Genomic DNA, 21,155 nt, shown 5'->3' with positions numbered 1-21,155 from the left:
CCGTGGCTGTCCTCACCAAACCGGCCGCCACGCCGCGGGCGCCCGATCGGGCGCCCGCGGCCCGCCGCCGGAGCGTCCGGACCGGCGGCGCGGCCGCGGCCCTGCTCGCTCCGTTCTTCGTGCTGTTCACGGCTGCCACGCTCGCGCCGATCGGCTACGCGCTCTGGCTCAGCCTGTTCAAGGAGCACCATTCGGGACTCGGCTTCGGCGGCCCGCCGACCACGGTCTTCAGCGGGCTCGGCAACTACCTGGACGTGCTGAAGGACCCGGCCTACCGGGACGGATTCGTGCACGTGGCCGTCTTCGCGCTGCTGTACGTGCCGCTGATGATCGCGGGGTCGCTCGCCGCCGCCCTGCTGCTCGACTCGGCGCTCGCGCGGGCCAAGCGCTTCTTCCAGCTGACCCTCTTTCTGCCGCACGTGGTGCCGGGGATCATCGCCGCGATCGTCTGGCTCTACCTCTACACGCCCGGGGTCAGCCCGGTGGTCTCCGCCCTGCAGAGCGGCGGGATCTCCTTCGACCTCGGCTCGCCGTTCGTGGCGGTGCCGTCCCTGGTCAACGTGGCGCTGTGGGAGGTGCTCGGCTACAACGTGGTGGTCTTCCACGCCGCGCTGCAGGCCATCCCGCGCGAGGTGCTGGAGGCGGCGCTCATCGACGGCGCCTCGGAGCTGCGCACCTCCTGGAGCATCAAGCTGCCGAGCATCCGCAGCAGCGTCGGCCTGGTCGGGCTCTTCACGGCGATCGGGGTGCTCCAGCTATTCCAGGAGCCGCTGCTGCTGCAGCAGTCCGCGCCTGCGGTGATCACCACCCAGTGGACGCCCAACCTCTACAACTGGGCGCAGGCCTTCAAGGACTCCAACTACGGCTACGCCGCCGCCGGTTCGATTCTGCTGGCGGTCGTCTGCGGCCTGCTCTCCTTCGCCGTGACCCGGCTCTCGAACCCCTGGAGGCGGACATGAGCATCGCCGTGCCACCCAAGCGCCGCCCGCGCTGGATGTCCGCGGCGGCGGTGAACGCCGCGCTGGCGCTGGCCGCCCTGTACGCCTTCTTCCCGCTGGTGTGGATGCTGTTCGCGGCGACCAAGAACGCCACCGGCATCATGAGCGGCCACACGCTCGACTTCGCCTACATGGACCTCTGGGGCAACCTCGGCGGGCTGATGCACGAGGAGGGCGGGATCTACTTCCGCTGGCTGCTCAACTCCGTGCTCTACGCGGGCCTGGGCTCGGCCTTCTCCGCGCTGGTCAGCTGCGCGGCCGGGTACGCCTTCGAGAAGTACGCCTTTCGCGGCAAGGAGCAGCTGTTCGGACTGGTGCTGCTCGGCGTGCTGGTGCCCAGCGCCGCCACCGTGCTGCCGCTGTACCTGCTCGCCAGCAAGGCACACCTGGTCAACACCGTCTGGGCGGTGCTGATCCCGTCCGTGGTCAACCCCTTCGGCGTCTACCTGGCCAGGGTCTTCGCCCAGGGCTACGTCCCCGACGAGGTGGTCGAGGCCGCGCGCGTCGACGGGGCGGGCGAGCTGCGCATCTTCGGCCGGATCGGTCTGCCGATGATGAGGTCCGGCTTCACCACGATCATGCTCTTCCAGTTCTCGGCGATCTGGAACGGCTTCTTCCTCGCCCTGGTGATGCTCTCCGACCAGAACCTCTACCCGGTCAGCCTCGGCCTCTACAACTGGGACCAGGGGGTGGCCGCGGACGCTCCCTCGATGGTGTCCCTGGTGATCTCGGGTTCGGTGATCGCGGTGCTGCCCGTCGTCGTCCTCTTCGTCTGCCTGCAGCGCTTCTGGCGCTCCGGGCTCACCGCGGGCAGCGTGAAGTAGCCGCTGCCGGCGAGCAAGGAGCTTGATCGCATGACCGTCTCCCGTCTCCACCGGCCGCGTGCGGCGCTGGCCATGGACCCGGGGCTGCTGCCGCGCATCCTGGGGCCCGACCAGCTCCGCCAGCTGCACGAGGTGGCCGAACTGGCGCCGGACCAACCGGTGCTGGACGACTTCTCCAACGGAGGGGCCAAGGCCGTCCTGGCCGGGACCGAGGTGCTCTTCACCTTCTGGGGCTGCCCCAGGGTGGACGCCGAGACCCTGGCCGCCGCGCCACGGCTGCGGGCCGTGGTGCACGCCGCAGGGTCCGTCAAACAGCTGGTCTCCGACGCCTGCTGGCAGCGTGGGGTGGTCGTCTCCTCGGCGGCCTGGGCGAACGCGCTGCCGGTGGCCGAGTACACCGTCGCCTCCGTCCTGATGGCCAACAAGGGGGTGCTGCGCGCCAGGGACGACTTCCGGCGGTTGCGCCTGGGCGACGACTGGCACCACCGCTACCACGCGGTCGGCAACTACCGCCGGACGGTCGGTCTGGTCGGGGCCTCGCGGATCGGTCGCCGGGTGATCGAACTGCTGCGGCCCTACGATCTGGAACTGCTGGTCAGCGACCCCTATCTGGGCGAGGAGGAGGCGCGGACCCTGGGCGTGCGCCGGGTCGGCCCCGACGAGCTGTGCGCGGCCTCGGACGTGGTCAGCATCCACGCCCCGGCGCTGCCGGAGACCCGCCGTCTGATCGACCGCGCACGCCTGGCCCTGATGCGGGACGGCGCCACCCTGATCAACACCGCCCGCGGGTCGCTGGTCGACACCGAGGCGCTGATCGCGGAGCTGGCCACGGGACGACTGAACGCGGTGATCGACGTGACCGACCCGGAGGTGCTGCCCGTCGACTCCCCGCTCTACGAACTGCCGAACGTGGTACTGACCCCGCACATCGCCGGGTCGGTCGGCGGCGAGCTGCACCGGATGGCGGACTCGGCCCTGGCCGAACTGGCCCGCTTCGCCCGCGGCCTGCCCTTCGCCCACCCGGTGCTGCGGGAGGAACTCGACCGTACGGCGTGAGCCGGCCGTCGCCGATCCGAGGAGACTTATGAGTCCGACGCCGAACGGTGAACGTTTCGGGGTGTCCACGCTCGGACTGCCGGGCCTCCCGCTCGGCGCCACGCTCGAGCTGCTGGGGCGGGCCGGCTACGGCGGGGTCGAGCTGCGCTGTGCGCCGGAGGAGCCGGTGCACCCGGGGCTCGATCGCGCCGAGCGTTCGCTCGTCGCCCGCTCGCTCGGGCGCGCCGGGATCACGCCGATCGGGCTGGCGGGCTACGTCCGCATCGCCGAACCGGGCCCGGACGGACCGGTGCTCGCGCAGCTGCGCCGCGAGATCTGGCTGGCCGCCGACATCGGTGCCTGGCACCTGCGGGTCTTTCCCGGCGCCGGGGCGGTCGAGCGGGACGCCCCCGCCCGGGCACGGGCGGACGCGCGCGCCGCCCGGCGGCTGCGGGCGGTCGCGAGCCTGGCGCGCACCTGCGGCGTGCGGGTGCTGCTGGAGACCCACGACTCGCACCGCGCCGCCGCGGACACCGCCCGCCTGCTGGAGGCCGTGGGCGAGGGCGCGGGGGGAGAGGCGTCGGGGCAGGCGGGCGCCCTCTGGGACGTGCTGCACACCCGGCTGGCGGGCGACGAACCGGCGGACGCCTTCGCGCGGCTGCGTCCGCACCTCGGCTATCTGCAGGTCAAGGACGTGCGGGCGAAGGGCGATCCGACGCCGGTCATGCTCGGCGCGGGCGGGCTCGACCCGGCCGCGGCGCTGGCCGCGGCCGGATCCGGCGGCTACACCGGCTGGGTGGTGTGGGAGTACGAGGCGCGCTGGTACCCGGCTGCCGCGCCGTTGGCGCCGATGCTGTCGGCCGGGCTGGCCTGGCTGACCGCCGCCGCGACGGCGGACTCGGCGAACGGCAGTCCGTCCAGCGTCCAGTGACGGTCGGCGCGCAGGCCGAGCGCGGCGAAGACCTGCGGCGCGACGTCGACGTGACGCAGCGGACCGAGCGGCTCGCCGGGCGCGAAGTCCGGTCCGCAGCAGGCGATCCAGGCGGTGCGCTCCAGGTCGCTGTCGCCGCCGTGGCCGCCCTCGTCCACGTGCCCGTGGTCGGTCACCACGATCACCGTCCAGGCCTCCTCGGCGTGGGTGGGGCGGGAACGGACCGCGTCGAGCAGCCGGCCGAGCCGTTCGTCCGCGCGCAGGATCGAGGCGCGGTAGTCGTCCCCGCAGCCGCGCAGGTGGGCGGTCTCGTCCACCGCGCCCAGGTAGACGAAGCTCGCCTCGGGGTCCTCCTCGCCGAGCACCCGCACGGCGTCGCGGACCACCTGCTCGTCGCAGGCCTCCCACTCCTCGCAGCTCTCCTCGGCCGGGGCGGCGAAGCTGAGCCGGGAGGGCCCGTTGAAGAGCGGGCCGCCGCTGCGGGCCAGCACCAGCGGCTCCCAGCCGGCGGCGACGTAGGTGCGGCGGCCGAAGCCGTGGTGCAGCCGGGTCAGGAAGTCGGGGTAGACCGCCAGGCGGTTGCCGCTGAAGTCGTTGTTCCAGACGGCGTGCTTGGTGACGTGCACGCCGGTGACGACGGTGGCCCAGCAGGGTCCCGACATGGTCGGGGTACCGGGGTCGATCCTGACCGGGGAGAGGAAGCCCTCGGCCGCGACGCGGTCCAGGTGCGGGGTGGCCAGCTCGGGGAGCAGATCGAGGCGGACGCCGTCGATGCCGACGACGAGGACGCGGCGGGTCGGCTGGTGCGAGTCTGGCATGGCGGGCGCTCCGGGCGGGTGAGGGGTGGGGCCCGTGCCGGGGTGACGGCTGGGCTGTGGTCACCCTAACGGTGCGCGGCGGCCTCGGTAAGCGCTTCCCCGTAAACGCACGAAGAAAGTTGTCCGAACAAGTGGCGGCAAACGCTCACGGTGGCGGTCGGCCTCAGTCGAGCGTCGTCGATGCGCGGACCTGCAGCGCGGGGAGCAGGTCGAGGTGGCGGCGCGGGGCCATCGCTCCCGCCTCCTGTGCGCCGGCCGGAGCGGCCGAGGCCTCCGCCATCCGTTGCAGCAGCAGCTCGACCGCCGTCCCGCCGAGCGCGTGCTTGGGCGGTGCGACCGCGCTGAGCGGCACGTCCGCGAGAGCGGCCGTCTCGTCGTCGTAGGCGACCAGCGCGATGTCCTGCGGCACTCGGAGCCCGTGCGCCTGGAGCTGCTGCAGCAGCACCAGCGCGTCGGTGTCGGTGTGCACCAGCGCCGCGTCGACCCGGCCGTCGGCGACGGCGGTGGGCAGGGCGGCGAGCGCGTCGGCGAAGTCGGCCGGCCCCGGCGGCGCCGGGGGGAGCAGGCCGACCGAGGCCATCCCGACCCGGTACCCGGTGGCGATGAACTCGGCGGTCGGCGTGCCGGGACGGGCCAGTAGCGCGATCCGGCGGCGGCCGAGCGCGGCGAGGTGACGCACCGCCACCGAGGCCCCGTGCACGTGGTCGGTGCAGACCCGGTCCAGCTCGGCCAGGCCCGAGCCGGGCGCGGCGCGGCGCTCCAGCAGCACCGTCGGGACGCCGAGGCCGAGCAGCGCCTCCTCCTCGGCGGCGCCGGGGCCGCCGTCCGGCCAGGTGGGCGTGAGCAGCAGGCCGCCGACCCCGGCGCTGAGCATCGAGGCGATCTGCGCGCTGTCCTGCTCGGGCCGGTAGTCGGAGATCCCCAGGATCAGCCGGACCCCGGCCGCCGCCGCTGCGGTCTTCGCGCCCCGGATGACCTCGGCGTAGTAGTACGAGGCGGCCGGCACCAGCAGTCCGAGCACGGTGTCGGCGGGCCAGGTGGTGGCGGCGCGGACCGGGGCGCCGGGCTCCGGCCAGGTCACGAAGCCGTGGGCGCGCTGCAGCCGACCGAGCTCGGCCAGCATCTCCACGTCCCTGCGGGCGGTCACCGCCGAGACGCCGATGGCGTCGGCCAGGTCGGTGACCCGCAGCGAGCCGCGCTCGCGGACCAGGCGCAGGATCTGTTCGTGCCGTTCGTCGACGGAAAGGCGCACGGTTCCCCCCTCAGAGCTCGGCGACGGTGGGTGTGCGGCCGCGACCGGCTGGGACGGAACCGGAGCGCGCACAGCGAAGCCTAGCGAATCGGCCCTCGGCCCTTTCGCGAAACAATCATCCGGTCACCCGATCAGGGAGCGGGCCGACCCGGGTCACGCCTCCGCGAGCCTGACCAGCGCGAACGGTCCGCCCTGCGGGTCGCGCAGGAAGGCGACCTCGCCGTACCTGGTGCTCTCCGCGGCCTGCTCCAGACGTCCGCCCAGGGCCTCCGTCGTCTTGACCGCGAGGTCGAGGTCCGCGACGGCGAAGTAGACCCGCCAGCGCGGTTGCGGCGGTTGCGGCTGCTGGGGCTGCTGCGGTTCGGACTGGCGGATGCCCGCGACCCGGTGGCCGCCGACCTTGAGCAGTATCGCGTCCCCTTCGTGGGCCACCTCGGCCCGGCCGTCCGCGACGGCGGCCATGCCGAAGGTCTTCGCGTAGAAGTCGGCGGCCTCCAGCACCGAAGGGACCGACAGCTCGCTCCAGACCACCGAGCCGGGCGCCCGCCGCAGCTGCCAGCCGGCGTGGGTGTAGGGCTCCCAGAGGGCGAACGTCGCCCCGAAGGGGTCGGCGGCCAGGGCCATCCGGCCTGCCTCGCCGGAGTCGAGCGGCCCGAGCGCGACGGTGCCGGAGCAGTCGCGGATCCGGTGGGCGACCTCGTCGGCGCTGTCCACGGAGAAGTAGGTGACCCAGTCGACGGGAAAGCCCTCCGCCCCGGCCGTGCCGCCGACCCCGGCGACCAGGCGGCCCTCGAGAGTGGCTCGAACATAGGGGCCGAGCCGGTCGGGGCCGGGCGTGAAGGCCCAGCCGAAGAGCGCACCGTAGAACTCGCACGCCGCGGGGAGGTCGTGCGTCATCAGGCTCACCCAGCAGGGGGTGCCCTGTGGCTGCCGCAAGCTGTCACTCACGTTCCGATGCTGCCACCAAGCGGCCCGGTACGTGGTGCTCGGCGCAAGAATGTCCCCATGAATCAGTCGACGACCACCCTGATCGGCCCCGACGAGCTCGCCGAGCTGCTCGGCGGCGGCCGACCGCCCGTACTGCTGGACATCCGCTGGGCCCTCGGCGGGCCGCCCGGCGCCGAGGAGTTCGCGAAGGGCCACCTGCCGGGTGCGCACTTCGTGGATCTCGACACCGAGCTGGCCGCCCCGCCCGGTGCGGCCGGCCGGCATCCGCTGCCCGAGCCGGCGGTGCTGCAGGCGGCGCTGCGACGGGCAGGGGTCTCCGCCGACCGCGAGGTCGTCGTCTACGACGCGGCGAACTCCACGTCGGCGGCCCGCGCCTGGTGGCTGCTGCGCTGGGCCGGCCATCGCGAGGTCCGGGTGCTCGACGGGGGGCTGGCGGCCTGGACGGAGGCGGGGCACCCGCTGTCGCTGAGCGAGCCGGGGGACGAGTCGGTGGAGTCGGGGGGCGCGGGGGACTTCACCGTGAGGCCGGGCGCGCTGGCGACGGTCGACACGGACGGCGCGGCCGGCTGGCCGGGTCTGCTGCTCGACGCCCGCGCGGGCGAGCGCTACCGCGGGGAGACCGAGCCGGTCGACCCGCGCGCGGGGCACATCCCCGGCGCGGTCTCCGCGCCGACCATGGAGAACGTGGACGCGGAAGGCCGCTTCCTCCCGGTCGGCGCGCTGGCGGAGCGCTTCCGCGGGCTCGGCGCCGGGCAGGACGCGGAGGTCGCCGTGTACTGCGGCTCGGGCGTGACGGCGGCGCACACGATCCTGGCGCTCCACCTGGTCGGGCGGGAGGCGACGCTCTACCCGGGCTCCTGGAGCGAGTGGTCCGGCGACCCGGCCCGCCCCGCGGCGATCGGCCCCCGGCCGGACGGCTCCGACACCTGACGAGCCGACACCTGACGAGCCGACACCTGACGGGCCGACAGCCCGGTGGCGGAGTGGGCTCCCTGTCGCGGCATGCAGCGGGCCGGGTCTCCCTGGGGGAGCCCGGCCCGTTCGGTGCGAGGGTCGCGCGGTGCGCTACTCCTGTTTCTTCCTGCGGGTACCGAAGACGATCTCGTCCCAGCTCGGCACGGCCGCCCGGCGGCCGGGGCGGACGCCGTCGGCCTCGGCCTGGCGGTCGGTGGAGCCGATCAGCCGGTCGCGGTGCGGGGACGCGGTGCGCGGCATCAGGATGTCCGCGTACGCGGAGCCCGCACCGGCCGCGGCGGCCGCGGGGGCCTCGGGCTCGACCACGGAGGCGGCCGACGCCTCGTCGGGCAGCGCGGACGGCAGCGTCGCTGGCACCACGTCGAGGATGTCGGCCAGCGAGTCGAGGGACTCCAGCGACTCCACCTGCGCGGCGGCGGGCTCGGCGCCGCGCTCGGGGGCGCCGCGTTCGCCGATACCGCGCTCCGTGCCGATACCGCGTTCGACGGGCATCCGTTCGATGGGCATCCGCTCGACCGGCATGCGTTCGATCGGCATCCGCTCGACCGGCATCCGCTCGATCGGACTGCGCTCCGGGGCGTGCGGGCGCATGCCCATGCCGCGGTCGGCTCCGGGGAGTCTGGCGATCCGCGGGACGAACGGGAAGGTCGGCTCCTCGGTCCGTTCGGGAGCCTCGCCGATCAGGGCGCGCGCCTCGTCGTCCGTCGGCTGGACCAGCCGACGGGGCGGGTCGTACGTCCAGCGGGCCTGCCGGGTCGCGCCGTCCGCGCGGTAGCTGAGAACGATCTCCCAGGTGCTGTCATCGCGGCGCCAGGAGTCCCAGACGGTGCTGTCCTTCTCGGCGCCGCGCAGCAGCAGCCGCTCGGCGACCGCGTCGCCCAGCTGCGGTCCGGTGCTCTCGCCGGCCCGGCGGACGGAGGTCTTGCGGGCGCGCTCGGCCATGAACGCGCGCTCGGCGAGGACCGGGCCCTCGAAGCGGCGCACCCGCTCGACCGAGATCCCGGCCTGCTGGGCGACCTCCTCGGCGGTGGCGCCTGCCCGGATGCGGGCCTGGATGTCACGCGGGCGGAGGTGGCTCTCGACGTCGATCTGGCCCAGGCGGGGCCGGTCACCGCGCACGGCTGCGCGCAGCCGCTCGTCAATCGGAAGGAAGTATTCCGTCGAATCGGCAGCCTTGAGCACCAGTCGTGAGCCGTCATTGCTGACGGCTACGACACGCAGTTCGGGCACGGTTACCTCCCGGGTGGTGCCTGCCGACGTCACCTGCGTCGCTGCTCCCGTAACGAGTGTGGCCTGCCGATGGGCGGCGGGCCACAACATTGCAGAGTTACCCGGCGTGTCGGCTTCCATACGCGACACACCGTTATGGCACAGTTACTTCTTTTGACTCAGTGTCACTTTTCGTCACTTCATTCTTCTCCCTGGCGTCGCGCCTTGCGCGGCGACCACCCCGGGACGAGCGTCGCCGACCGCGCGCAGTCAGGCCTCACGAACAGTACTCCATTCGTGGTGCCGGGACGGCGCGGCTCGCGGCTCAAGTGTGCCCCGAATCACTGGATTCTCAAGGGTTGCCACTCCGATGGCGGTCCACCGAAAGGCGGACGGTGATCATCTTCACACATTTCGGCCATCCGGAACCACACCGTCCATCGAACGGTCGTACCTGGTGCAGGATGGAGAAAGGCGGATATCGAGGGGCATTGATGGAGGATTTGGATAAGACGGGCCGAACGCCCAAGCGAAGGACCCTCGATCTGAGCCTGGCGCAGGTGGCGGCGAGCGCCCTCGCGGCGGTGGTCGGCGCGGTGCTGGCGTCGCAGCTCGGCGTCTACGGGACGATTCTCGGCGCGGCCGTGGTCAGCGTCGGCGCGACCACGGGAGGCGCCGTCTTCCAGCATCTTTTCCGGCGCACGGGCGAGCAGTTGAGGGAGATGTCGAGCGGCGCGACGCCGGTCGGGTCCGTGCATCCGACCGAGCGCGAGCCGGTCGCGTCCGGGCCGGACGCCGGGCGACACGCCGAAGGAGCGCGCGAGGGCGGACGTGAGCGGACCCCGGTCTTCGACCCCTTCGATCCCGGCGGCGAGCGCACCCGGATGATGGCGCGAATCAGCCCGCCGGAACCGGCCGAGGCGGTGGCCGTATATCGCGGTCGGAACACCTGGAAGCCGAAGAGTTGGAAGGTCTACGCCGTCACCGCGACCCTCGTCTTCGCCCTCGCCATGGGGACCGTCGGCGTCATGGAACTGGTGGTCGGCAAGCCCGCCGGGCAGTGGGGCGGCGGTGGCGGCGGGAAACCGGCCGGCGAGTCCGCCCCGATCGACCCCTCCGGCGGCGGCACGGGCGGTGGTGACCAGCGGGTCGGCGGCTCGGACGACGCGCACCGCGATCGCACGACGCCGAGCGCCGGCGCGTCCGCGACGCCGCACGGCAGCAGCAGCCCCGATCCCGGCAGCAGCCCCGACGCGGGCTCGAGCACCGACCCGACCCCGTCCACGACCCCGTCGGGTTCGCCCGGTTCGGGTTCGGGCTCCGGCGCGTCGGGCGACGCGGTCACCCCCGGGGCGACGGCGTCGCCCTGAGGGCAGGGCCGTGGGGTGGGGGTCAGTCGCCGAGCACGCGCCGCAGGTAGTCGTTGGCGAACCGGCGCTCCGGGTCGACCTTGTCGCGGAGCGCGGTGAAGTCGGCGAAGTGCGGATAGGCGTCGGCGAGGTAGGCGGCGTCGCGGGTGTGCAGCTTGCCCCAGTGCGGGCGGCCCTGATGGGCCGTCATGATCTTCTCCACCTCGGTGAAGTAGCCCTGGTCGGCGGTGCCCCGGTAGAGGTGGACCGCGATGTAGGCGGTGTCACGGCCGCTCGCCGTCGACAGCCACAGGTCGTCGGCCGGCGCGACGCGCACCTCGACCGGGAAACTGATCTTCCAGTCGGAGCGCTCGACCAGCCGCTTCAGCTCCCGCAGGACCGTCGTGGCGGCCTCCCGCGGGACGGCGTACTCCATCTCGACGAAGCGGACCCGGCGCGGGCTGGTGAAGACCTTGTACGAGACGTCCGTGTAGGTGCGCTCGGACCAGGCCTTGCTGGCGATCCTGGCGATGCCGGGGATCGTCCTCGGCATCGCCCGGCCGACCCGGCAGGCCCCCTCCCACACGGTGTTGGACACGAAGTCGTCGTCGAACCACTTCCTGAAGCCCGGCAGCGGCGCGGCCGGGCCCTGGCTGCGGTTGTTCCGCTTGGTGCTGCAGCCCTCGGTGTGCGGGAACCAGTAGAACTCGAAGTGCTCGTTCTCGGTCGCCAGCTCGTCGAAGCGGCCGACCACCTCGTCGAAGGCCATCGGCTTCTCGTGCGCGGTGAGCAGGAACGCCGGCTCCACGCCGAAGGTGATCGCGCTGACCACGCCGAGCGCGCCGAGGCCGAGCCTGGCTCCCTGGAAGAGCTCGGCGTTCTCGGTGGGGGAGCACCGGGTGACCGTTCCGTCGGCCAGGACGATCTCCAGCCCCTTGATCTGCGCCGCCAGCGAGCCGGAGGCCCGGCCGGTGCCGTGGGTGCCGGTGCTCGTCGCTCCCGCGACGGTCTGCACCATGATGTCGCCCATGTTGGTCAGCGCCAGACCGGCGTGTTCCAGCAGCTGGTTCAGCTTCTCCAGGCCGAGCCCCGACTCGACGGTGACCGTGCCCGCCGCGTGGTCGATCGCGCGCACGGCCGTGAGCCGGTCCGGCCGGACCAGCAGACCGTCGGTCGCGGCGATCGCGGTGAAGGAGTGGCCGCTGCCGACCGCCTTGACCGGCAGCCCGTCGGCCGCTGCCGCGCCTATCGCCTCGGCGAGCTCCGCCACGGACGCGGGCGCGACCTCGCGGCGCGGCCGCGCGTTCTGGTTACCGGCCCAGTTGCTCCACCGGCCGGGCAGGCCCTGCGGCGTCCCCGGCGTCGGTGAGGGGTGCAGGGCCGGTGAGCTCTGCGGAGCGGGTGAGGGCTGTGGAGCCGCTGAGCGCTGCGGCGTCCGCGGCGTCTGCGGGGTCGGCTGGTCCTGCGTCGACACGTACACGCTCCTGCTGTTCCGGCGCCGACCTGAGCCGGCGTGAGCCGAGGAACGCCGCGGCGAGTGCGAGCGTCGCCGCGGCCGCGGTCACCCGGAAGCCGGCGGAGGCGCCCGCGGCGTCCACCACCCAGCCCGCGGCCGAGGAGCCGAAGGCCACGCCGACGGCGAGCCCGGTGGTGGTCCAGGTCATGCCCTCGGTCAGCTTGGACGCGGGCACGATCCGTTCCACCAGCCCCATGGTGGTGACCATGGTGGGGGAGATGGACAGCCCGGCGACGAACAACGCCAGCGCCAGGGCCACGAGGTTCTTCACGAATAGGAGCGGCAGCATACTCAGTGCCAGGGTGACGATCCCCACCAGGAAGCGCCGCGAGAGCGGTCCGCGCAGTTTCAGGGCGCCGAAGACGATGCCCATGACGCAGGAGCCGAGGGCGTAGACCGCCAGCACCACCGAGGACAGCGCCTTGTGGCCGAGGTGGTCGGCGAAGGCCACGGTGGTCACCTCGACGCTGCCGAAGACCGCGCCGACCCCGACGAAGGTGATCACCAGGACCATCAGACCGCGGGTGCGCAGCGCGGAGGACCCGCCGCCGGCCTTGTGCGCCGGGTGCGCCGGGGGCTCGGTGCGGGTCTGGGTGCAGAACAGCAGCACGCCGACGGCGAGGAAGACCGTCGCCAGCAGCGGACCGGCCTCGGGGAACCAGGAGGTCGACAGCCCGACCGCCAGGATCGGGCCGACGATGAAGACGATCTCGTCGACCACCGACTCGAACGAGTACGCGGTGTGCAGCAGCGGAGAGCCCTTGTAGAGGTGCGCCCAGCGGGCGCGGACCAGCGAGCCCATGGCCGGCATGCAGCCGACCACGATCGCGCAGACGAAGAGCGTCCAGTCCGGCGCGCCGAAGGCGGCGCAGAGCAGCAGCGCGCCCATGGCGGCCACGGTGACCCCGGTCGCCCTGAGCGCCACCCTGGTCTGGCCGAAGCGGTCGACCAGCCGCGCGACCTGCGGGCCGAGCACGGCGGCCGCCAGTGCGCAGGTCGCGGAGACCGCGCCGCCGAGGCCGTAGTCCCCGCGGAGTGTGGACAGCATCGTGACCAGGCCTATGCCGACCATCGACAGTGGCATCCGCGCGATGAACCCGGCAGCGGAGAAGGCCAGGCTGCCCGGGGCCTCGGTGAAGATCCGGCGGTAGGCGGAGAGCGCGGACAACGCGGCGGACACAGGTGCTCCGTAAGGCATGTGGGTGGTTTGTACAGCTTACGTGGGCCGTAGGTCGTGCGCCCAACGGAATGTTGAATTTTTCAGGATGCGAGCCGACGTGTTCCCCGGGCCGTGCCGGACGATCAGGGATGGCAGGATCGGGGGCATGTCTGACGCGCATGCTCCGTACGACGCCCTGCTCCTGCTCTCCTTCGGCGGCCCGGAAGGACCGGACGACGTCGTCCCCTTCCTGGAGAACGTCACCCGGGGACGCGGCATCCCGAAGGAGCGGCTGGCCGAGGTGGGTCAGCACTACTTCCTCTTCGGCGGGGTCAGCCCGATCAACGCGCAGAACCGCGAACTGCTGGCCGCGCTCCGCGAGGACTTCGCCGCCCACGGCCTGGACCTGCCCGTCTACTGGGGCAACAGGAACTGGGCGCCGTACCTCGTCGACACGCTGCGCGAGATCGCGGCGGACGGCCACCGCCGGGTGCTGGTCCTGACCACCAGCGCCTACGCCAACTACTCGGGCTGCCGCCAGTACCGGGAGAACCTGGCGGCGGCGCTGACCGCGCTGCGTGAGGAGAGGGCCCCCGGCGCGGCCGAGCTGCGGGTGGACAAGCTGCGCCACTTCTACAACCACCCCGGCTTCGTCGAGCCGATGATCGAAAGCACGCTGGCGGCGATCGACTCGCTCCCGGAGAGCGTTCGGTCAGGCGCTCGTCTCGCGTTCACCACGCACTCGATCCCGACGGCGCTCTCCGACTCCTCCGGCGCCCCCGCCGACCCGGCCCGCGGGCGGCCGGGCGGTGCGTACGTGGCCCAGCACCTGGAGGTGGCCCGGCTGGTCGCGGCGGCGGTCGCGGCGGAGACCGGGGTCGCGGAGCGGCCGTGGCAGCTGGTCTACCAGAGCCGCAGCGGCGCTCCGCACATCCCGTGGCTGGAGCCGGACATCTGCGACCACCTGGAGGCCGAGCGGGCCGAGGGCGCGGCGGCCGTGGTGATGGTGCCGATCGGCTTCGTCTCCGATCACATGGAGGTCAGGTTCGACCTCGACACCCAGGCGCGGGAGAAGGCCGAGGAGCTCGGCCTGCCGGTCGCCCGTGCGGCGACGGTCGGCGCGGACCCGCGCTTCGCCGCGGCGGTGCGCGAGCTGGTGCTGGAGCGGGCGGCGCGCGAGCGGGGCGAGTCGGTGTCCCCGTGCGCGCTGGGCGCCCTCGGCGCCTCGCACGACCTGTGCCCGGTCGGCTGCTGCCCCGCACTGCGGGGCGCGGCCCCGGCGGCGGCCGGCGCGGACTGGACGGACTGACCGGGACGGCACGGACCGAGCCAGGCCGACCGCTGAACGCCGAACAGAGAGCAGGGAAACAGCGCATGACGGAGCATCAGGATCTGTACGCCGAACTGCTCGAGGTCGCGGTCGAGGCGGCGTCGCGGGCCGGCGCGCTGCTGCGCGACGGGCGTCCGGCGGATCTCGGCGTCGCCGCGACCAAGAGCAGCGCGGTCGACGTCGTGACGGAGATGGACCTCGCGGCGGAGAAGCTGATCACCGAGGTGCTGTCCGAACGCCGCCCGGACGACGGGCTGCTGGGCGAGGAGGGCGCGTCCCGCGAGGGCAGCACCGGCGTCCGCTGGGTCGTGGACCCGCTGGACGGCACGGTGAACTACCTCTACGGACTGCCCGCGTGGTGCGTCAGCATCGCGGCGGAGCTGGACGGCGAGGCGGTCGTCGGGGTCGTGGAGATCGCGCCGCGCGGCGAGCGGGTGCAGGCGGTCCGCGGGCGCGGCGCGTTCCTGAACGGGCGCGCGCTCGCCGTCCGTCCGGCGCCGCCGATGGAGCAGGCGCTGGTGGCGACCGGCTTCGGCTACCTGCGGGACCGCCGGGCTCACCAGGCCGAGGTGGTCGCCGCGCTGCTGCCCGGGCTCCGCGACATCCGCCGCGGCGGCTCGGCCGCGGTCGACCTCTGCGACGTCGCCGCGGGACGCCTGGACGGCTACTTCGAACGCGGCCTCAACCCCTGGGACTACAGCGCGGGCGCGCTGATCGCCGCGGAGGCCGGCGCTCTCGTCTCCGGCCGCCCCGGCACCCCGCCCGGCCCCGAGCTCACCGTCGCGGCCCCCACCGGCCTCTTCGAGCCCCTCCAGCAGGCCCTGGAGGCCCTCGGCGCCTGGCACGACTGAGACGGCCCCGTCAGGTGTCCTTCAGGGCCGCGAGGAACTGCGCGGCAAAGCCGCGTTGAGGCGAGGCGTCCCGACCAGGGGACCGGTTGCGCCACCCCAAGGGCGCGGGGCCCGGCCGATGTGTGGCTCGTTTCCCAGCCTTCGGCCTGAGGCTTGCCGCGCCCACGCGGCGGAGCCGCATGTCGGCCGAGCCTCGCGCCGCTGACGGGGCCACCGCAGGGGAACGCCCCGGACAAGGGAACTGTCCGGGGCGGAAGTCTGCGGGTCGGGGGTGGCTGTGGGTCGAGGGTGGCCGTTGGGTCGGAGCGGCTGCTCGGCCGGGGTGGCGGCTGCCGGGGTGGGGCGGTTGTGGCAGGAGTTGCGGGAGTTCAGGCTGCTGTCGGCGGAGCGACAGGCATCAGTTCGATGCCGTGCTCCGCGGCGAGGCGTCGCAGGTCGTCGAGCTCTGACTGCTCGACCTCGGCCAGGAAGTCGTCACCCGACTCCAGGGCCCGATGCAGGTCCTGCTCGGCGTTCCTTATGCGCTGAAGGATGCCGGCGGTGAAGGCGTCCATGAGGCATGACCCCCTTGCTGAGTGTCGGGCGACCCCGGGTTCACGAGTGAGCCCGGCGCGGATGGCCGCACGGCGGGCGGGTGCGACGCACGAGGGCGCCAGAGCGCACGGGGCGCACGTGCATCGCGGGTGTACAGAGCGTCCTGCCCAGGGCGTATCCGGTGGAAACCTCGGCGGAGCCGGGAATTCCTGCGGGCCCGGCGCGATCGGGACGGGACCGCTTACCAGTGCTTTACGGGCACCCGAGGCAGGATGGATGCCTGTGAGCATGCCCGTGGAGTGGCGTGCCGTGCCCGAAGGGACCTGTGGTGCGAGTTCTCGTGGTCGAGGACGAGCAGTTGCTCGCCGATGCTGTCGCGACCGGTCTGCGCCGTGAGGCCATGGCCGTGGACGTGGTCTACGACGGTCAGGCCGCGCTGGACCGGATCGCCGTCAACGAGTACGACGTCGTCGTGCTGGACCGCGACCTGCCCCTGGTCCACGGGGACGACGTCTGCCGGAAGCTGGTCGAGGAGGCGCTGCCGACGCGCGTGCTGATGCTGACCGCGGCCGGGGACATCAGCGACCGCGTCGAGGGCCTCGAACTCGGCGCGGACGACTACCTGCCCAAGCCGTTCGCCTTCAGCGAACTCGTGGCCAGGGTTCGCGCGCTGGGCCGGCGCGCCACCACCCCGCTGCCGCCGGTGCTGGAGCGGGCCGGGATCAGCCTGGACCCGGGGCGGCGTGAGGTGCTCCGCGAGGGCAAGCCGATCGCGCTCGCGCCCAAGGAGTTCGCGGTGCTGGAGGTGCTGATGCGGGCCGGCGGCGCCGTCGTCTCGGCCGAGCAGCTGCTGGAGAAGGCCTGGGACGAGCACACCGACCCGTTCACCAACGTCGTGCGGGTCACCGTGATGACGCTGCGTCGCAAGCTGGGGGAGCCACCTGTGATCATCACGGTGCCGGGCTCCGGATACCGGATCTGAGCCGTGGCCGACGACACCGGGGTCGACGTGCGGGAGTCGCTGCTCCCGTTCCGACCGACGCTGCGGATCAGGCTGACCATGTTCTACGGCGGGATGTTCCTGCTCGCCGGGCTGGTCATGGTGCTGGTCATGTACCTCTTCGTCGACCAGGCCTTCGGCAGCGCGACGCAGATGCCGAAGATAACCCTCGGCCCCAACGTCCAGGTCCAGACGAGCGAGGGCGGCCTGCTCAACGGTCAGCAGCTCAACGAGTACCTCACCCAGTACCAGCACGCGCACGCCGCCCAGGCGCTGCACCTGCTGGTGCTGAAGTCGCTGGCGGCGCTGACCGCGCTGCTGATCCTCGCCGTCTTCTTCGGCTACGCGATGGCGGGCCGGGTGCTCAGCCCGCTCGGGCGGATCACCCGCACGGCGCGCCAGGTGGCCGGCTCCGACCTGCACCGCAGGATCGAGCTGGACGGCCCCGACGACGAGCTGAAGGAGCTCGCCGACACCTTCGACGACATGCTGGACCGGCTGGACCGCTCCTTCGAGTCGCAACGGAAGTTCGTCGCCAACGCCTCGCACGAGCTGCGCACCCCGTTGGCGATCAACCGCACGCTGCTGGAGGTCCAGCTCTCCGACCCGGCCGCGACGCCCGAGCTGCAGCAGCTGGGGAAGACCCTGCTGGCCACCAACGAGCGCAGCGAGCAGCTGGTCGAGGGCCTGCTGCTGCTGGCGCGGAGCGACAACGAGCTGACCGAGCGCAAGCCGATAGACCTGACCGAGGTGGCCCGCCAGGCACTGGAACAGACCCGCGGCGAGGCCGTGGCCAGGAGCGTCAGGCTGAGCACCACGCTGCCCGCTCCCGGCGGCGCGGTGATGGTCTCGGGGAACGGCGTCCTGCTGGAGCGGGTCGCGCTCAACCTGATCCAGAACGGGGTCAAGTACAACCTGCCCGAGGACGGCTGGGTGGACGTGCAGGTGCACCAGGCCGCCGACGGGTCGGGGGAGCTCGTGGTGAGCAACAGCGGGCCGGTGGTGCCCGGCTACGAGGTGGAGCACATCTTCGAGCCCTTCCGGCGCGGCAAGGGCCGCGAGCGGACCCACAGCGACAAGGGCGTCGGGCTCGGGCTCTCGATCGTCCGCTCGGTCGTGCGGGCCCACGGCGGGTCGATCGAGGCCGTGCCGCGCAACGACGGCGGACTGCTGATCCGGGTCAGGATCCCGGGCGCCAAGGCGTCCCTCGGGTCGCCCGCGGGGCCGCGCGGCGGTGCCCTCACCGAGCGCTGACCGCCGCGCGGGGTCCGCCCCGCGGCTGCCCCGTCGCCGCCGCGCCGCTGTGCCGGCTTCGACCGGGGTGGCTCTGACCTGGGCGAAGGCGCGGCTCAAGTGACCCGCAAGTAACTCGGTTGACAACGCGCGAAGAGGCTGTGACGTGCGCCCGTGGCTCTTGCCAGCGGGCGCGTCGTCAACCTACGGTGGCGTAACCTACGGAAGCGTAGGTGAGTGTCGTTCCGAGAGTTGGATTCACGTGACCATCGCCCCCGACCGCCCTGCCGGCCGCACCCAGTGGACCGATGCGCAGCTCCTGCACGCCCTGGAGGAGGTGGTCGAGCGCGAGCTCAACCGCCATCTGGGCGTGGCCAAGGAGTGGATGCCCCACGAGTACGTCCCGTGGAGCCTGGGCCGCGACTTCGACGGCGTGATGGGCGGCGAGGCCTGGGCCGTGGAGCAGTCCCCGGTCAGCGAGGTCGGCCGGGTCTCGCTGGTGGTCAACCTGCTCACCGAGGACAACCTGCCCAGCTACCACCACGAGATCGCGACCATGTTCGGCCGCGACGGCGCGTGGGGCACCTGGGTGCACCAGTGGACGGCCGAGGAGGGCCGCCACGCCATCGTGATGCGCGACTACCTGCTGACGGCGCGCGCGGTGGACCCGGTGGCCCTGGAGCGGGCGCGCATGACGCACATGGCCGAGGGCTTCGAGTCGGACAACAACCACTCGATGCTGCACTCGATCGCCTACGTCGCCTTCCAGGAGCTGGCCACCCGGATCTCGCACCGGAACACCGGGCACCACTCCGGCGACCCGGTCTGCGACCGGATGCTCGCGCGGATCGCCACCGACGAGAACCTGCACATGGTCTTCTACCGGAACCTGGTCAGGGCCGCGCTGGAGATCGCCCCCGACCAGACCATGCGCGCCATCGCCGACGTGGTGATCAACTTCCGGATGCCGGGCCACGGCATGCCCGGCTTCGAGCGCGCGGCGGTCCAGATCGCCCTCGGCGGCGTCTACAACCTGCGGATCCACCACGACGACGTGCTGCAGCCCGTCCTGCGGCACCTGAAGGTCATGGACGTCACCGGGCTGGGTCCGGAGGGCCTGCAGGCCCAGCAGGAGCTCGGCGCGTTCCTCGACGGCCTGGACGCCCAGGCGACCCGCTTCGACGAGCGCCAGGCGGCCATTCTGGCCCGCAGGGCGGCCAACGCGGCCAGGGCCTGAGGTTCCTCCGGTCGTTTCCGGTGGGGCGACAAGTCCGGACTTTCCTGGAACTGTGATGAGCATCACAAGGTGATGGGATCATGTGAGTGTGCGCACAGTTTCGGCCATTTTGATGCGGAAGCGCCGATCACGCAGGGTGAGCGTCGGGCCTGGAGGGCGGGCCCGTCGTCTCGGGGTTTCCGAGGCCCATGATCACGGTAAGTGGTCAGTGAAGCATAGGCCTGATGGCTGTCGTGACCCCGGCGAAACGTGCTCCCGATCACCTCTTCGGGGGGCAAGTCGGGTGTCGATTGAGTAACGGGCCTTGAAGTAAGGCAAAATCTCGCCCTCGGGTCGGGCACAAGTCCGACTCCCTGCGCGTTACGTGCGCTGGAGATACCCGCAAGCACCCACAGGGGGAGAGTGATATGGCGACTGACTACGACACCCCACGCAAGACAGATGACGACCTCAACGAGGACAGCATCGAGGAACTCAAGGCGCGCAGGAACGAGAAGTCGACCAGCTCGGTCGACGTCGACGAGTTCGAGGCGGCCGAGGGTCTGGAGCTGCCCGGGGCGGACCTCAGCAACGAGGAGCTTTCCGTCCGGGTTCTGCCGCGCCAGGCCGACGAGTTCACCTGCATGAGCTGTTTCCTGGTGCACCACCGGAGCCAGCTGGCCAGTGAGAAGAACGGCCAGCCGATCTGCCGGGACTGCGCCGCCTGATCGAGCGGTGTAGGAAGGGGACTCATGGGACCGTTCCGCAAGCCGCAGAGATCCTCGGACGGGGACAGGCCCCCGGCCGGCCGTTCATCCAGCGATGCGACAGCAGCTGATCCGGGTTCCGACCCGGCATCGAACGCGACATCAGTGGATGAGACCACGGCCGACCTGGCCAGGATCGCCGCCGAGATGGAGGTCTGGGACGAGTCCGCGACCGCGGACTCCGTCCCCGTCGAGCGGGGCCGCATGGCCTCGCTCGCAAGGAAGCTGGGTCGTGGCCTCGGCAGCGGCGCCAAAGGTGGCGCCGTCAGCCTCGCCGACCGTCTGGTCGACGCGGCACCGCGAATCAAGGTTCGTGACGTGGCCACGCTCCGCGCCCATCATCCGGACGCCGCCAGCGCGGAAGAGCTGGCCGACCGGATCGCCGCAGCCGGGGCGCGCGCCTCGAGCGCGGTCGGCGCGGGAGCCGGCGCGGCGGCGATGATGCCCGTCCCGCCGAGCATGCCGGTCGAGATCGCGGCCGAACTGCTGGCCGTCGCGGCGGTCGAGTTCAAGATGATCGCGGAACTCTACGAGGCCTACGGGCAGCCCGCGCACGGCAACGCCAAGCAGCGTTCCCTCGCCTACCTGAACGTCTGGTCGCACCGACGCGGCCTGGACGTCACCAAACCCGCCACGATCGTCGCGCTGAGCAAGGGCGCGGCGCTGCGGACGTCGCTGCGCAAAAGACTGACCCGCGCGGGTGTCCGCAAACTTCCCTCGTTGACGCCGTTCATGATCGGCGCGGCGGCCGGCGCCTACGTCAACCGCAAGGACACCGCGCGCCTGGCCCAGGAGATCCGCCGCGACCTGCGCGAGCGTCCCCCGACCGACCCGGACTACTGGCGTCGCGCGCTGCCGCCCGCCCGGCCCGAGCCCCCCGCGAAGCGCCGCTACGGGCGCACGCCCAAGCCGAAACCGGGACCTGAGCCGGAGCGGTAGCCGCAGGCCGCGAGGCTGCCCCAGGACGACCGGGACCCGTCGCGGCGGCCACCGAGCACGAAGCCGGACGCCGAGCGCCCCCACGGGCCCTTCCCGGCCCGCGCCGGGGCGGCTGCGGCACCCGCCTGCACCCGCACCCGGCAGACGCGGAGCAGGCGTGTCCCGGACCTGCGAGGCCGGTGACCATGACGCGGCTGCCCGCGCCCCGTCGGAGGACCGGCAGGGCCCGGTGCCGGATGAGCCCCCTCGGGCGCCCGGCCGGCGCGGAGCT

General features: G+C 72.7%; 19 protein-coding genes and 1 pseudogene. 13 read left to right on the top strand and 7 right to left on the bottom strand.

Annotation, left to right across the window (positions count from 1 at the left end; translation table 11 throughout):
* Positions 1 to 2 precede the first annotated feature (2 nt).
* Genes BS83_RS35575 through BS83_RS48060 form a run of 4 tightly spaced genes read left to right on the top strand, consistent with a single transcriptional unit; the run spans position 3 to position 3,788 of the window.
* Positions 3 to 959, top strand: a complete 957-nt coding sequence (locus BS83_RS35575; RefSeq protein ID WP_037607441.1) for a carbohydrate ABC transporter permease — start codon at positions 3 to 5, stop codon at positions 957 to 959.
* Positions 956 to 1,822 carry a carbohydrate ABC transporter permease gene (locus BS83_RS35570; RefSeq protein WP_084714626.1) on the top strand — a complete coding sequence of 289 codons (867 nt, stop codon included), beginning with the start codon at positions 956 to 958 and terminating at the stop codon, positions 1,820 to 1,822. Before BS83_RS35575 ends, BS83_RS35570 begins: the two co-directional genes overlap by 4 nt.
* Positions 1,823 to 1,852: 30 nt before the next feature.
* Positions 1,853 to 2,878, top strand: a complete 1,026-nt coding sequence (locus BS83_RS35565; protein WP_157597461.1) for a hydroxyacid dehydrogenase — start codon at positions 1,853 to 1,855, stop codon at positions 2,876 to 2,878.
* A 28-nt stretch (positions 2,879 to 2,906) separates the two neighbouring features.
* Complete coding sequence (locus BS83_RS48060; RefSeq protein WP_157597460.1) at positions 2,907 to 3,788, top strand: sugar phosphate isomerase/epimerase family protein; 882 nt, start codon at positions 2,907 to 2,909, stop codon at positions 3,786 to 3,788.
* A gap of 161 nt (positions 3,789 to 3,949) precedes the next feature.
* Here BS83_RS48060 and BS83_RS35560 read toward each other — a convergent pair.
* From BS83_RS35560 to BS83_RS35550, 3 genes and pseudogenes are all read right to left on the bottom strand, one after another.
* Positions 3,950 to 4,606 (bottom strand): annotated as a pseudogene (locus BS83_RS35560) (alkaline phosphatase family protein); the annotation flags it as partial.
* 163 nt (positions 4,607 to 4,769) lie between these two features.
* The gene (locus BS83_RS35555; RefSeq protein ID WP_037607440.1) at positions 4,770 to 5,858 is read right to left on the bottom strand and encodes a LacI family DNA-binding transcriptional regulator; all 1,089 of its coding nucleotides are present in this window, start codon (positions 5,856 to 5,858) and stop codon (positions 4,770 to 4,772) included.
* A gap of 153 nt (positions 5,859 to 6,011) precedes the next feature.
* Entirely contained in the window at positions 6,012 to 6,806 is a 795-nt protein-coding gene (locus BS83_RS35550; protein WP_037607439.1) for a VOC family protein, read from the bottom strand.
* Positions 6,807 to 6,863: 57 nt separating this feature from the next.
* Between BS83_RS35550 and BS83_RS35545 the strand changes: the two genes are divergently transcribed.
* Positions 6,864 to 7,736: a sulfurtransferase gene (locus BS83_RS35545; RefSeq protein WP_037607438.1), complete on the top strand. Its 873-nt coding sequence runs from the start codon at positions 6,864 to 6,866 to the stop codon at positions 7,734 to 7,736.
* A gap of 135 nt (positions 7,737 to 7,871) precedes the next feature.
* Here the strand turns inward: BS83_RS35545 and sepH are convergent, their stop codons facing one another.
* Positions 7,872 to 9,044 carry a septation protein SepH gene (gene sepH, locus BS83_RS35540; protein WP_084714624.1) on the bottom strand — a complete coding sequence of 391 codons (1,173 nt, stop codon included), beginning with the start codon at positions 9,042 to 9,044 and terminating at the stop codon, positions 7,872 to 7,874.
* 440 nt (positions 9,045 to 9,484) lie between these two features.
* On the opposite strand from sepH, the gene BS83_RS48470 reads away from it, so the two are divergent.
* Positions 9,485 to 10,360: a hypothetical protein gene (locus tag BS83_RS48470; RefSeq protein ID WP_157597459.1), complete on the top strand. Its 876-nt coding sequence runs from the start codon at positions 9,485 to 9,487 to the stop codon at positions 10,358 to 10,360.
* 22 nt (positions 10,361 to 10,382) lie between these two features.
* Here BS83_RS48470 and BS83_RS35530 read toward each other — a convergent pair whose 3' ends face one another.
* Complete coding sequence (locus tag BS83_RS35530; protein WP_084715212.1) at positions 10,383 to 11,717, bottom strand: D-arabinono-1,4-lactone oxidase; 1,335 nt, start codon at positions 11,715 to 11,717, stop codon at positions 10,383 to 10,385.
* Positions 11,650 to 13,035, bottom strand: a complete 1,386-nt coding sequence (locus BS83_RS35525) for an MFS transporter (protein ID WP_063774291.1) — start codon at positions 13,033 to 13,035, stop codon at positions 11,650 to 11,652. The genes BS83_RS35530 and BS83_RS35525 overlap by 68 nt, the downstream gene beginning before the upstream one ends.
* Positions 13,036 to 13,180: 145 nt before the next feature.
* On the opposite strand from BS83_RS35525, the gene BS83_RS35520 reads away from it, so the two are divergent.
* Positions 13,181 to 14,323, top strand: coding sequence for a ferrochelatase (locus tag BS83_RS35520; RefSeq protein WP_037607435.1), 1,143 nt, complete (start codon positions 13,181 to 13,183; stop codon positions 14,321 to 14,323).
* 65 nt (positions 14,324 to 14,388) lie between these two features.
* The gene (locus BS83_RS35515; protein WP_037610634.1) at positions 14,389 to 15,195 is read left to right on the top strand and encodes an inositol monophosphatase family protein; all 807 of its coding nucleotides are present in this window, start codon (positions 14,389 to 14,391) and stop codon (positions 15,193 to 15,195) included.
* A gap of 368 nt (positions 15,196 to 15,563) precedes the next feature.
* Here the strand turns inward: BS83_RS35515 and BS83_RS35510 are convergent, their stop codons facing one another.
* On the bottom strand, positions 15,564 to 15,749 hold the full coding sequence (locus BS83_RS35510) for a hypothetical protein (RefSeq protein WP_037607434.1): 186 nt from the start codon (positions 15,747 to 15,749) through the stop codon (positions 15,564 to 15,566).
* Positions 15,750 to 16,057: 308 nt separating this feature from the next.
* On the opposite strand from BS83_RS35510, the gene BS83_RS35505 reads away from it, so the two are divergent.
* The 5 genes from BS83_RS35505 (at position 16,058) to BS83_RS35485 (ending at position 20,884) form a co-directional block, all read left to right on the top strand.
* Positions 16,058 to 16,711: a response regulator transcription factor gene (locus BS83_RS35505; protein ID WP_037610632.1), complete on the top strand. Its 654-nt coding sequence runs from the start codon at positions 16,058 to 16,060 to the stop codon at positions 16,709 to 16,711.
* 3 nt (positions 16,712 to 16,714) lie between these two features.
* Positions 16,715 to 17,983: a sensor histidine kinase gene (locus tag BS83_RS35500; protein ID WP_063774290.1), complete on the top strand. Its 1,269-nt coding sequence runs from the start codon at positions 16,715 to 16,717 to the stop codon at positions 17,981 to 17,983.
* Positions 17,984 to 18,224: 241 nt separating this feature from the next.
* Positions 18,225 to 19,199: an acyl-ACP desaturase gene (locus BS83_RS35495; RefSeq protein WP_037607433.1), complete on the top strand. Its 975-nt coding sequence runs from the start codon at positions 18,225 to 18,227 to the stop codon at positions 19,197 to 19,199.
* A gap of 407 nt (positions 19,200 to 19,606) precedes the next feature.
* On the top strand, positions 19,607 to 19,906 hold the full coding sequence (locus tag BS83_RS35490) for a DUF4193 domain-containing protein (RefSeq protein WP_037607432.1): 300 nt from the start codon (positions 19,607 to 19,609) through the stop codon (positions 19,904 to 19,906).
* A gap of 144 nt (positions 19,907 to 20,050) precedes the next feature.
* A complete protein-coding gene (locus tag BS83_RS35485; protein WP_198035377.1) occupies positions 20,051 to 20,884 on the top strand; it encodes a hypothetical protein in 834 nt (277 codons plus the stop codon).
* The last annotated feature ends 271 nt before the right edge of the window (positions 20,885 to 21,155 follow it).

The sequence above is a fragment of the Streptacidiphilus rugosus AM-16 genome (assembly GCF_000744655.1).
Classification (GTDB): domain Bacteria; phylum Actinomycetota; class Actinomycetes; order Streptomycetales; family Streptomycetaceae; genus Streptacidiphilus; species Streptacidiphilus rugosus.
This window is presented reverse-complemented; position numbering and strand designations above follow the sequence as displayed.